The sequence below is a fragment of the Bradyrhizobium uaiense genome (assembly GCF_010811875.1).
Lineage (GTDB): Bacteria > Pseudomonadota > Alphaproteobacteria > Rhizobiales > Xanthobacteraceae > Bradyrhizobium > Bradyrhizobium uaiense.
Genome location: NZ_VKHP01000092.1, coordinates 1 through 11,392, shown reverse-complemented (window position 1 = coordinate 11,392; position 11,392 = coordinate 1). Strand labels below are relative to the sequence as shown.

Here is an 11,392-nt window from a genome sequence, read left to right as displayed (position 1 = left end):
ACCGCATGGGCCATATCGATCCGACCAAAGATGTGTTTGCGCAATTCCGGGACAACAACCGGCCGGGCCCGATCCACATGCTCAACCTGGTGCGCTTGCGCGAATCGGCCGCCTATCCCGACGGCCGAAAGGCCACCGGCGCGGAAGCTTACGCCGCTTATGGCCGCGAGAGCGGGCCGGTATTCGAGCGGCTCGGCGGCCGCATCGTCTGGCAGGGCCGCTTCGAGCTGATGCTGATCGGCCCGCAGGAGGAGCGCTGGGATCATTGCTTCATCGCGGAGTATCCCAGCGTTGACGCCTTCGTCGAAATGATCCGCGATCCCGTCTATCGCGAGGCGGTGAAGCACCGGCAGGCCGCGGTGGAGGATTCGCGGCTGATCCGGCATGCGGTGCTGCCGGTCGGCAAGAACTTTGGTGAGATTCCGAAGTAGGCGGAATGCAAAGCCGGATGCTCATTCCGTCATCCTGAGGTGCGAGCCTTGCGGCGCAATTGCGCCGCTGGGCGAGCCTCGAAGGATGAATCGGCCACAGTGGGGCCGTCGACCCTTCGAGACGCGCTTCGCGCTCCTCAGGGTGACGGTGATAGAGGCCCAAAAACAAATCGGCGGCCCAGGCCGCCGATTGCATTTCAAGCCTGCGCGAACCACTAGCCGGCCGGACCGGCATCCTCGAGGATCGGGCCGAACAGCTCCCAGCGCTCGCCGTTGAAGCGCATCATCTGCAGCTGCTTGTTGACGCGATAGTCGTTCGGCGTGGTGTTGCCCTTGATGCCGGGCAGCGCCATGTCGAGGTCGACGTTCTTCAGGTTGGTGGCCTGCTTCAGCACGTTCTCGCGCGTCAGGTCATCGCCGCACTGCTTCAGCACATGCACCATCAGCTGCGCGGTGGAGTAGCCATAGGTGTTGAAGTTCGAGTTCTTGTCGCCGTCGGGATAGTACTTGGCCATGAAGTCGAAATAGCGCTTCATGCCCGGATCGTCCTTCCACTGCGGATCGGCCGGATCCTTGCCGTAGTTGGTCGAGATCAGGCCCTTGGAGGCCTCGAGGCCCGCCGGCTGCAGCACCGCGCCGACCGAGGTCGCGTTGATGTCGACGATGTGGACCGGATGCCAGCCGAGCTCGGCGATCTTCTTGATCGCCTGCGCGGCCTGCTTCGGCGTCGAGGCCGAGAAGAACAGGTCGGCGCCGGCATCCTTGATCTTGAGCACCTGGGAATCGATGGTCGGGTCGGACACCTCGTAGGAGGCTTCGGCCACGACCATCTTGGCGGCCTTGTCGCCGAGGCCGGCCTTGATGCCGTTCAGGTAGTCTTTGCCGAGGTCGTCGTTCTGATAGAGGATGCCGATCTTGGCGTTCGGATGCTCCTTCAGGATGTACTGGCCGTAGATGCGGCCCTCGACGAAGTAGTTCGGGTTGAAGCCGAGCGTCCAGGGAAAGTTCTTCGGGTCGGTGAACTTCGAGGCGCCGGTGGCGGCAAACATCTGCGGCACCTTCTTGGCGTTCAGATACTTCTGCACCGCGGCGTTCGACGGCGTGCCGACGATCTGGAAGGTCAGCAGCACTTCGTCGCTCTCGACGAGCTTGCGCACCTGCTCGACGGCCTTGGGCGGCGAATAGGCGTCGTCATACTGGATCAGGTTGATCTTGCGGCCGTTGATGCCGCCGGCATCGTTGATCATCTTGAAATAGGCTGCCTGGGTCTTGCCGATCGAGGCGTAGGCGGAGGCCGGTCCGGAGAAGGGGACGGTCTGGCCGATCTTGATTTCGGTATCGCTCGCGCCGGGATCGTATTTCTTCTGCGCGGAGGCCGACGTTGCAGACAGCGCGATCGCGAGCGCCGTTCCCGTGACCAGGTGGAAAATCCCGTTCCTCATAATGCTGTTTCCCTCACGTGACTGATGGTTGGCCGATGATCTTGCCCGCGGGATCAAGGTCCCGCGGTCGCCATCGCTGGGCCGGGATACTGGAGGAACCGTTGCTGCGACGCAAGACGAGCGGTGCCGAAAAGGCGAGCAATTTCAGTCAACCAAAGTAGGGGGCGCCGCAAAATGAAGGGCACAGCGGGGGTGCGACGGGCTCCTCCGCTTCACCTCGCCCCGCCTGCGGGGAGAGGTCGCATCGCATCGAAGATGCGATGCGGGTGAGGGGGAGTCTCCGCGGGAGCAACTACTTCCGAGCGCGCGGAAGCAGCCCCTCACCCCAACCCTCTCCCCGTAAGAACGGGGCGAGGGAGCGCAGTGCCGCCGTGGCGCGACCTAGCCTGCCGGGCCGGTGTCCTCGATGATCGGGCCGAACAGCTCCCAGCGCTCGCCGTTGAACTTCATCATCTGCATCTGCTTGTTGATGCGATAGTCGTTCGGCCCCGTCGTGATCGACATGCCGGGCAGCGCGAGCGACGGCACGAACTTCTTCAGGCTGGTCACCTGCTTCATCAGGTTCTCGCGGGTGAGGTCGTCGCCGCACTGCTTGAGCACCTGGATCAACAGCTCGGCCGTCGAGTAGCCGTAGGTGTTGACGGTGTTGAGCTTGTCGCCCTCCGGATAATATTTGTCCATGAAGGCGAAATAGGCCTTCACGCCGGGATCGTCCTTCCACTGCGGATCGGCCGGGTCCTTGCCGTAGTTGGTCGAGATGATGCCCTTGGAGATGTCGAGGCCGGCGGGCTTCAGCGTCGCCGACACCGGGCTCGCATTGATGTCGAGGATGTGGACCGGGTGCCAATCGAGGTCGGCGACCTTGCGGATCGCCTGCGCGGCGAATTTCGGCGTCGATGCGTTATAGAGCAGGTCGACACCGGCGGCCTTCAGCTTGACGATCTGGGAATCGACCGTCGGGTCGGTCAGCTCATAGGAGACCTCGGCGACGATCATGCTGGCCGCCTTGTCGCCAAGCCCGCTCTTCAGGCCGGTGATGTAATCGCGGCCGAGATCGTCGTTCTGGTAGAAGATGCCGATCTTGGCATTGGGGTGATTGGCCAGGATGTATTTGGCGTAGATGCGCCCTTCGGACTGGTAGTTCGGGTTGAACGCGATCGTCCACGGCGCATTCTGCGGATCGGAGAAGCGCGACGCGCCGGTGGAGGCGAGCAGTTGCGGCACCTTCCTGGCATTCAGATATTTCTGCACGGCGGCATTTGACGGCGTGCCGATGATCTGGAACGTGAACAGCACCTCGTCGCCCTCGACGAGCTTGCGCACCTGCTCGACCGCCTTCGGCGGCGAATAGGCGTCGTCATACTGGATCAGGTTCAGCTTGCGGCCATTGATGCCGCCCTGATCGTTGATCATCTTGAGGTAGGCCGCCTGGGTCTTGCCGATGCCGGCATAGGCTGATGCGGGGCCCGAGAACGGCACGGTCTGGCCGATCTTGATCTCGGTGTCGGTGGCGCCGGTGTCGTATTTCTTCTGCGCGGTGGCCGATGTAACCGACAACGCGATGGCAAGCGCTGTCGCAGCGAGCAATTGCACGCTCCTCATGTTCGTGACCTCCCTGTTGCCGGTGATCTTGTCCGCAAGCTCAGCCCGGCGGATGTCACCGTTGTCAGGGATGATGGAGGAACGTTCTGGGCATTGCAAGACAATGCCCTTGCGCGCGATGTCGCGTCAGGCCAGCCAGAGCAGGATCAGTGCGAGCGCAGCGGGTGCCGCCTGCACATAAAGGATGCGGCGGCTGACCGTGGCGGCGCCATAGGCGCCGGCGACGATCACACACAGCAGGAAGAATGTCTTGATCTGGAACGCGAAGGCTGGATTTCCGTGCACGAGGCCCCAGATCAGTCCGGCGGCGAGGAAGCCGTTGTACAGCCCCTGATTGGCGGCGAGCACGGCCGAGTCGGTCGCCTTCTCGATCGAGTTGCGAAAGGTCTTCAGCCCGAGCGGCTTGGTCCACAGGAACATCTCGAGCACAAGGAAATAGACGTGCAGCGCGGCCACGACCGCGACCAGAAAATTGGCTAGCCAAAGCATGTTCGGTCCCCCCAAGAGCTTCGGTTCTGATTCAATCAGAACCGAAGCTCAACGTTCTTGTCTTGACGCGTTTTCTTCACGCGGACCGGTGTCCACTTCGCTCGAAAACGCTCCACCCGGAATTCGGGTGGACGCTAGCATGCGGGCGGTGAATTGTATGCCGAGCGATTCAGAGCGACGACAATGGCCGACCGCAAGACCGCACAGACCTTCAATCTCGACCGCCTCACGACGCCGATCGGCGCGGCGCTATTGGTGACCGATGATGACGGCGTGCTGCGCGCACTCGACTGGGATGATTATGAAGGGCGCATGCTCGACCTGCTCCGGCTGCACTATGGTGCCGTGACGCTGCGGGACGGAAGCGCGCCGGCTGCGATGCGCAAGGCACTCGCCGATTATTTCAAGGGCGATCTCGATCGGCTGACGGACGTCGAATGGCGCGTGGCCGGCACGCCGTTCCAGCAGAAGGTCTGGCATGCGCTGCCGAAAATTCCGCCCGGCACCACCATGAGCTACGGCGCGTTGGCAGCGAAGCTGAAAGTACCGAAGGCGATGCGTGCGGTCGGTCATGCCAACGGATCCAACCCGATCAGCGTCGTCGTGCCCTGTCATCGCCTGATCGGTGCCAACGGCTCGCTGGTGAAGTATGGCGGCGGACTGGAGCGCAAGCGCTGGTTGCTCAGGCACGAGGGCGTGGAGGTTCGCTGAGCAGCTTCCGCCGTCATTCCGGGGCGTGCTTAGCGCGAGCCCGGAATCCATTTCACCATGATAGCTGTGGCCCGATGGATTCCGGGCTCGCGCTTCGCGAGCCCCGGAATGACGACTGGAAAAGTCCCTACGCCGCCGGCTTCGCCACCTGGTCTTCGCTCGACAAGAGATGCAGCAGCGCGCTCTTGATCGCGGCCTGCCGGGTCGGGGCGGTGATCTGGGCGCCGAGCAGGTCGGTGACATAGAACACGTCGCGGGCGCGTTCGCCGAAGGTCGCGACATGGGCGGAGGCGATGTTCAGGTTGAGCTTCGAGATCGCGGTGGTGAGCTGATAGAGCAGGCCGGGCCGGTCGAGGCCTGAGACCTCGATCACTGTATAGCGGTCGGACCACTGGTTGTTGATGGTCACCTCGGGCTCGACGATGAACGGCCGCGCCTTGCTGCGCACCGCGCGCTTCGCCACCGCCTCGGGCAGCCGCAGTTTGCCTTCCAGCACCTGCTCGATCATCTCGCCGATCCGCGTCGCCCGGCGGCCCTCGTCATCGTCGCGATCGTATTCGCGCGAGATCGAGATGGTGTCGAGCGCGCGGCCGTCGGTCGTGGTGTAGATCTGTGCGTCGACGATGTTGGCGCCGGCAGACGCGCAGGCGCCCGCGATGATCGACAACAGCCAGGGATGGTCGGTCGCCAGGATCGTGAGCTCGGTGACGGCGCGGATCTCGTCGAAGCCGACGTTGATCGCCAGCTTGTGGTCGGCCTGCTCGCTGGCGCGGATGAAGCGCGCCTGGCGGATCTTGCGCTGCAGCTCGACCTTGAGCCAGTAGGCCGGATAGTGCCGGCCAATATAGGCGTTGAGCTCGGCCTCCGGCCATTCGGTGAAGGCGCGGCGGAATTCGGCCTGCGCCACCGCGATGCGCTGGGCGCGGTTGACTTCCGAGAAGCCGCCGGTCAGCACCGGCTCGGTCTCGTAATACAGCGTGCGCAACAGCTGCGCCTTCCAGCCGTTCCACACGCCGGGGCCGACGCCGCGGATGTCGGCGGTGGTCAGGATCGTCAGCAGCTTCATCTGCTCGACCGACTGCACCACGGCAGCGAAATTCTCGATGGTCTTGCGGTCCGACAAATCGCGCGATTGCGCCACCGTCGACATCGTCAGGTGCTCCTCGATCAGCCAGGCCACCAGTTCGGTGTCGGCCGCGGAGAAGCCGAGCCGCGGGCATAGCCGCCGCGCCACCTTGGCACCGGCGATCGAGTGATCCTCCGGCCTGCCCTTGGCGATGTCGTGCAGCAGTGTCGCGATATAGATCACCGGGCGGTGCTCGGGGCGGATCTTGCGGAACAGGTCGCTGGCGACCGTGAACTCCTCGTTGCCGCCGCGCTCGATGTCCTGCAAATAGCCGATGCAGCGCAGCAGATGTTCGTCCACCGTGTAATGGTGGTACATGTTGAACTGCATCATCGACACGATCTTGCCGAAGGCGCGGATGAAATGGCCGAGCACGCCGGTCTCGTTCATCCGACGCAGCACCGTCTCGGCGTCGTTGGAGGTCAGGATCTCCATGAACAGCCGGTTGGCTTCGTCGTTCTCGCGCAGCTGGGTGTTGATCAGCTTCAGCGAGCGCGTCACCGTGCGCATCGCGTCGGGATGGAAGGCGAGGTTGTTCTGCTGCGCGAGGCGGAAGATCCGGATCAGGTTGACCGGATCGTGCTTGAACACGTCGGGCGCGGCGAGGTTGATGCGGTTGTTGTCGACGATGAAGTCGTCGCTGCCGTTAACCCGCCGTCGCTTGGCGCCGGGCCGCAGCCGCGCTACCATCCGGCTCAGCACCGGCGCCGGCTTGTTGTGCTCTTCCTCGAGCTTGGCGCACAGGATCGCGGTGAGATCGCCGACGTCCTTCGCGATCAGGAAGTAGTGCTTCATGAAGCGCTCGACATCCTGCATGCCGGGATGCGAGGTATAGCCGAGTCGAACCGCGATCTCGCGCTGCATGTCGAACGACAACCGCTCCTCGGCGCGCCCGGCGAAGAAGTGCAGGTTGCAGCGCACCGACCACAGGAAGTCGGCGCAGCGGCGGAAGGTGCGGTACTCCTGCGCGTCGAACACGCCGCGCTCGAGCAGCTCGTCGGTCTCGCGCACGCGGTAGACGTACTTGGCGATCCAGAACAGCGTGTGCAGGTCGCGCAGGCCGCCCTTGCCGTCCTTGACGTTGGGCTCGACCAGATAGCGCGACTGGCCGGCGCGGCGATGCCGCTCCTCGCGCTCGGCGAGTTTTGCGGTGACGAATTCCGACGCGGTGCCCTGCACAACTTCCTTGTCGAAGCGCTCGACCAGCTCGTCATAGAGCGGCTGGTCGCCGGTCAGGAAGCGCGTCTCCAGGATTGCGGTGCGGATCGTCATGTCGCCGCGCGCCTGGCGGATCGATTCATCGACCGAGCGGGTGGCGTGGCCGACCTTCAGCCCCATGTCCCATAGGCAATAGAGAATAGCTTCGGCGACCTGCTCGCCCCAGGCGGTCTGCTTGTAGGGCAGGATGAACAACAGGTCGATGTCGGATTCCGGCGCCATCAGCCCGCGGCCATAGCCGCCGGTCGCGACCACGGCCATGCGTTCGGCGCCCGAGGGGATCGGCGAGTGATAGAGATGCCGGGTCGCCGCCGCATAGAGGATGCGGATGATCTCGTCCTGCACGAAGCAGAGCCGTTCGGCGCAGCGGCGGCCGTGGCGGTCCTTCAGCAGCAGCGCCTGCGCCGTGGCGCGCGCCGCGATCAGCTCGGCCTTGAGCAGTTGCGCCATTGCAGCGCGGAACTGGTCCTCGCGGCCGGCATGCTGTTCAGCGAGTGCATTGACCGCCGCGGTGATCCGCTCGGTCTCGAAACGATCGTCCGCTTCAGGGCGGACCTCGGCTACGACGCTATCCATACATTCATCCGATATCGGACGGAGCTGTTGCTGTCACGGACCAAAGTATAATGACAGCAGCTCCATGCTCTCGTGGCGGCGCTTCGAGCAAGATCGTTCTCGCGCCATCTCGTAAAGGGTAGAGATTTTCTCGTTGACCGCAAGGATAACTCATTGAAATAAAAGATTGTTTCTTAATCTGATCGAGGAGATCGACGAATGCAGAAATTTTCCCGGCGCGCCTTCGCTGCGCTGCTCGCGGTCTCGACATTGTTGCCCGGTGCGGCGCTCGCCGCCGACGCGCTGAAGGAGATCCGGATCGACTGGGCGACCTACAATCCGGTGTCGATGGTCCTGAAGCAGAAGGGCCTGCTGGAGAAGGAATTCGCCAAGGACGGCATCAGCATCGTCTGGGTGCAATCGGCCGGCTCCAACAAGGCGCTCGAGTTCCTCAATGCCGGTTCGATCGATCTCGGCTCGACCGCGGGCTCGGCCGCCTTGGTCGCCCGGATCAACGGCAATCCGATCAAGTCGATCTATGTCTATTCGCGCCCCGAATGGACCGCGCTGGTCACATCAAAGGATTCCAAGATCGCATCCGTCGCCGATCTCAAGGGCAAGCGCGTCGCGGTGACGCGCGGCACCGACCCGCACATCTTCCTGGTCCGTGCGCTGCTGGGCGCCGGTCTGACCGAGAAGGACATCACGCCGGTGCTGTTGCAGCATGCCGACGGCAAGACCGCGCTGATCCGCGGCGATGTCGATGCCTGGGCCGGCCTCGACCCGATGATGGCGCAGGCGGAAGTCGAGGACGGGGCCAAGCTGTTCTACCGCAAGGCCGATGCCAACACCTGGGGCATCCTCAATGTGCGTGAGGAGTTCCTGAAGGCTCACCCGGATATCGTTCGCCGCGTGCTCGCAACCTATGAGGAAGCGCGGAAATATTCGCTGGCGAACTATGACGAGCTGAAGAAGACCTTCATCGCGGTCACCAAGTTGCCGGACGCCGTGGTCGACAAGCAGCTCAAGGAGCGCACCGAGCTGACCCACAGCCGGATCGGTAGCCCCCAGCGGGAATCGATCCTCGCCGCCGGCCTCGCGTTGCAGCAGGCCGGCGTGATCGATGGCAAGACCGACGTGAAGGCCGCGCTGGATTCGCTGATCGACGACCAGGTCCCGCTGCCGACGAATTAGCTCCGTCGCTGCACCCTCTCCCCCTGTGGGAGAGGGTGGCTTCGCGAAGCGAAGCCGGGTGAGGGGTTGTCTCCGCGGATAGAGACCCCTCATCCGTCGCGGACTGCGTCCGCGCCACCTTCTCCCACAGGGGGAGAAGGGAAGAGGGCCGCGGTCCACTTCACCCCCACCTTGCAATCCGCCTCGAAGAATAGTTCTTGCTATGGCCATGACCGTTGACTTGCCCGCGCTGGAACAGACGGCCGCGTCGCGTGCGGCGTCGGCGCGGTGGTCGCGTGTCGTGCGGCCGGCGCTCGGGCTCGTGGTGCCGGTCGTGCTGGCGCTCGGCTGGGAGCTCGTCGTCTATCTCGGCTATTCCAACGGTCGCCTGGTGCCGCCGCCGTCAAGAGTGTTCGAGACCATCGTGGCGCTCGCCAAAAGCGGCGAGCTGTCGCGCCATATCCTGGCGACGCTGTGGCGGGTCGGTGCCGGCTTTGCGCTCGGCGTCATCGCCGGCACAATCATGGGCGCGATCTCCGGCTATTGGGATTTCGCCAAGCGCCTGCTTGATCCGACGGTGCAGGCGCTGCGCGCGATTCCCTCGCTCGCCTGGGTGCCGCTGTTCGTGCTCTGGCTCGGCATCTTCGAGACCTCGAAGGTCGCGCTGATCGCGGTTGGCGTGTTCTTTCCGATTTATCTGGGCGTGACGGGCGCGATCCTGTCGGTCGATCGCAAGATCGTCGAGGTCGGGCGCGTGTTCCGCCTCTCCGGACCGGCCATGATCCGCCGCATCCTGTTGCCGGCGGTGCTGCCGGCCTATGTGGTGGCGCTGCGGGTCGGGCTTGGTTTGGGGTGGATGTTCGTGGTCGCGGCCGAATTGATCGGCGCCTCCGAAGGCCTCGGCTATCTCCTGCTCGACGGCCAGCAACTCGGCAAGCCGGCGCAAATCCTCGCCGCGATCGTGATCTTCGCGATCCTCGGCAAGCTGACCGACTGGCTGATCGAGGTCGCCGCCGCGCCGCTGCTGCGCTGGCAGGATGCGTTCGGCGCGCGGGGAGGGGCCTGATGCTCGCGCTGAAAGACGTCGGCAAGACTTATCCTAACGGTGTCCACGCGCTGGAGCGCTTCTCGGCGGAGATTGCGCCCGGCGAGATCATCGCCATCATCGGCGGTTCCGGTTGCGGCAAGTCCACGCTGTTGCGCGCCATCGCCGGCCTCGATCGCGCGACCACAGGCAGTGTGACGCTCGACAATGCGGTGATTACGTCGCCGCACGCCGAGATCGGCATCATCTTCCAGGAACCGCGGCTGCTGCCCTGGCTCAGCGTCGCCGACAATATCGGCTTCGGTCTCGCCGATCTCCCGGCCGATGCGAGGCGTGAACGCATCGCCGCGGCGCTGGCCCGCGTCGGTCTCTCCGACAAGGCCGCGGCCTGGCCGCGTGAGCTCTCCGGCGGGCAGGCGCAGCGGGTCGCGATTGCCCGCGCTTTGGTGCCGCAGCCCGAAGTGCTGCTGCTCGACGAGCCGTTCTCGGCGCTCGATGCCTTCACGCGGCGCGATTTGCAGGACCATCTGCTCGACCTCTGGGCCGATACGCGGCCGACCCTGATCCTGGTCACCCATGATGTCGACGAGGCCGTGGTGCTGGCCGACCGCGTGCTGGTGATGCGGCCGCGGCCGGGCCGGCTGTTCGAGCAGATCACCATCAATCTGGCGCGGCCCCGCGACCGCAAATCGGAGCTGTTCGACACCTTCAAGCGCCGCGTGCTGACCGCGCTCGACCGCTCGCTGGACCGGTCGGTGCGTGACGTCACGGACAAATCCAGCGCCGGCGAGGCGATGTGGTGGTGACATCTGCGCCGTAAGGCCTTACATCGGCATAAAGAAGAACAGCCGGGAGCAGACCATGGACTCCGCCGAACTCCGCGCAATGCAGGCTCCGATCAAGGAGCGCTACAAGACCGACCCCCAGGCCGCCGCGATCACGCTGAAGGCCAAGGGCACGATCGACAACGAAAGCCTGTCCTGCAAGGTCGAAACCGGCCGCGCGCTCGCGGTCGCCGGGCTGCATCCCGCCACCGGCGGCTCCGGGCTCGAGCTCTGCTCCGGCGACATGCTGCTGGAAGCGCTGGTCGCCTGCGCCGGCGTCACGCTGAAGTCGGTCGCGACTGCCGTCGAGGTGCCGCTGAAGGTCGGGAATGTCTTCGCTGAGGGCGATCTCGATTTCCGCGGCACGCTCGGCGTCGACAAGGAGGCCCCGGTCGGCTTCCGCGAGATCCGCCTGCGCTTCGACGTCGGGACCGATGCGCCGCAGGACAAGCTCGATCTGTTGCTGAAACTCACCGAACGTTATTGCGTGGTCTATCAGACCATCAAGAACGGCCCGAAGGTGTCGGTGTCGATGCAGCGGGTATAGCGGCTTTCATCGGCGTCGTCCCGGCGAAGGCCGGGACCCATACGCCGTGCTTTCTCAATTCAAGTTCCGCTGCCCGACGGCTTTCGCTCCCCGCCAATAGTCGTGGTTGATGGGGTGGACGGCCCCCTACGGCATCAGTGTGCCAGAATGAGGTTGTTGCAAATCTCAGACAAGGGAGCCGTCCGTGAGAGAGATTATCCGCATTGGGATGGATACGTCGAAGTATATT

10 protein-coding genes are annotated in these 11,392 nt (G+C 64.2%); 6 read left to right on the top strand and 4 right to left on the bottom strand.

Features of this window, described 5'->3' with window-relative positions:
* Positions 1–5 precede the first annotated feature (5 nt).
* On the top strand, positions 6–431 hold the full coding sequence (locus tag FNJ47_RS21855; RefSeq protein ID WP_163156744.1) for a DUF1330 domain-containing protein: 426 nt from the start codon (positions 6–8) through the stop codon (positions 429–431).
* Positions 432–646: 215 nt separating this feature from the next.
* Here FNJ47_RS21855 and FNJ47_RS21850 read toward each other — a convergent pair whose 3' ends face one another.
* The 3 genes from FNJ47_RS21850 to FNJ47_RS21840 all read right to left on the bottom strand — a co-directional run bounded on the left by FNJ47_RS21850 (position 647) and on the right by FNJ47_RS21840 (position 3,964).
* Positions 647–1,873, bottom strand: a complete 1,227-nt coding sequence (locus FNJ47_RS21850) for an ABC transporter substrate-binding protein (RefSeq protein ID WP_163156742.1) — start codon at positions 1,871–1,873, stop codon at positions 647–649.
* Between the two features lie 381 nt (positions 1,874–2,254).
* On the bottom strand, positions 2,255–3,475 hold the full coding sequence (locus FNJ47_RS21845; RefSeq protein ID WP_163156740.1) for an ABC transporter substrate-binding protein: 1,221 nt from the start codon (positions 3,473–3,475) through the stop codon (positions 2,255–2,257).
* Positions 3,476–3,601: 126 nt separating this feature from the next.
* A complete protein-coding gene (locus FNJ47_RS21840; RefSeq protein WP_163156738.1) occupies positions 3,602–3,964 on the bottom strand; it encodes a DUF1304 domain-containing protein in 363 nt (120 codons plus the stop codon).
* A gap of 183 nt (positions 3,965–4,147) precedes the next feature.
* Here FNJ47_RS21840 and FNJ47_RS21835 point away from each other — a divergent pair, with 183 nt between their 5' ends.
* Complete coding sequence (locus FNJ47_RS21835; RefSeq protein WP_163156736.1) at positions 4,148–4,675, top strand: methylated-DNA--[protein]-cysteine S-methyltransferase; 528 nt, start codon at positions 4,148–4,150, stop codon at positions 4,673–4,675.
* Positions 4,676–4,802: 127 nt separating this feature from the next.
* Here FNJ47_RS21835 and FNJ47_RS21830 read toward each other — a convergent pair whose 3' ends face one another.
* Entirely contained in the window at positions 4,803–7,595 is a 2,793-nt protein-coding gene (locus FNJ47_RS21830) for a [protein-PII] uridylyltransferase (protein ID WP_163156734.1), read from the bottom strand.
* A 198-nt stretch (positions 7,596–7,793) separates the two neighbouring features.
* Here FNJ47_RS21830 and FNJ47_RS21825 point away from each other — a divergent pair, with 198 nt between their 5' ends.
* The 4 genes from FNJ47_RS21825 (at position 7,794) to FNJ47_RS21810 (ending at position 11,163) form a co-directional block, all read left to right on the top strand.
* Positions 7,794–8,768: an aliphatic sulfonate ABC transporter substrate-binding protein gene (locus FNJ47_RS21825; protein WP_163156732.1), complete on the top strand. Its 975-nt coding sequence runs from the start codon at positions 7,794–7,796 to the stop codon at positions 8,766–8,768.
* A 208-nt stretch (positions 8,769–8,976) separates the two neighbouring features.
* Positions 8,977–9,813 (top strand): ABC transporter permease, encoded by an 837-nt coding sequence (locus FNJ47_RS21820; RefSeq protein ID WP_163156730.1) that lies wholly within the window; start codon positions 8,977–8,979, stop codon positions 9,811–9,813.
* Positions 9,813–10,598, top strand: a complete 786-nt coding sequence (locus FNJ47_RS21815) for an ABC transporter ATP-binding protein (RefSeq protein ID WP_163156728.1) — start codon at positions 9,813–9,815, stop codon at positions 10,596–10,598. Before FNJ47_RS21820 ends, FNJ47_RS21815 begins: the two co-directional genes overlap by 1 nt.
* A 55-nt stretch (positions 10,599–10,653) precedes the next feature.
* Positions 10,654–11,163, top strand: a complete 510-nt coding sequence (locus FNJ47_RS21810) for an OsmC family protein (protein ID WP_163156726.1) — start codon at positions 10,654–10,656, stop codon at positions 11,161–11,163.
* Positions 11,164–11,392: the final 229 nt, after the last annotated feature.

Excerpts from the sequence above, each read along its gene's own strand:
- FNJ47_RS21820 (WP_163156730.1), top strand. The coding sequence starts at position 8,977 with ATGACCGTTGACTTGCCCGCGCTGGAACAGACGGCCGCGTCGCGTGCG.
- FNJ47_RS21810 (WP_163156726.1), top strand. The coding sequence starts at position 10,654 with ATGGACTCCGCCGAACTCCGCGCAATGCAGGCTCCGATCAAGGAGCGC.
- FNJ47_RS21830 (WP_163156734.1), bottom strand. The coding sequence starts at position 7,595 with ATGGATAGCGTCGTAGCCGAGGTCCGCCCTGAAGCGGACGATCGTTTC.
- FNJ47_RS21845 (WP_163156740.1), bottom strand. The coding sequence starts at position 3,475 with ATGAGGAGCGTGCAATTGCTCGCTGCGACAGCGCTTGCCATCGCGTTG.
- FNJ47_RS21815 (WP_163156728.1), top strand. The coding sequence starts at position 9,813 with ATGCTCGCGCTGAAAGACGTCGGCAAGACTTATCCTAACGGTGTCCAC.
- FNJ47_RS21855 (WP_163156744.1), top strand. The coding sequence starts at position 6 with ATGGGCCATATCGATCCGACCAAAGATGTGTTTGCGCAATTCCGGGAC.
- FNJ47_RS21840 (WP_163156738.1), bottom strand. The coding sequence starts at position 3,964 with ATGCTTTGGCTAGCCAATTTTCTGGTCGCGGTCGTGGCCGCGCTGCAC.
- FNJ47_RS21825 (WP_163156732.1), top strand. The coding sequence starts at position 7,794 with ATGCAGAAATTTTCCCGGCGCGCCTTCGCTGCGCTGCTCGCGGTCTCG.
- FNJ47_RS21850 (WP_163156742.1), bottom strand. The coding sequence starts at position 1,873 with ATGAGGAACGGGATTTTCCACCTGGTCACGGGAACGGCGCTCGCGATC.
- FNJ47_RS21835 (WP_163156736.1), top strand. The coding sequence starts at position 4,148 with ATGGCCGACCGCAAGACCGCACAGACCTTCAATCTCGACCGCCTCACG.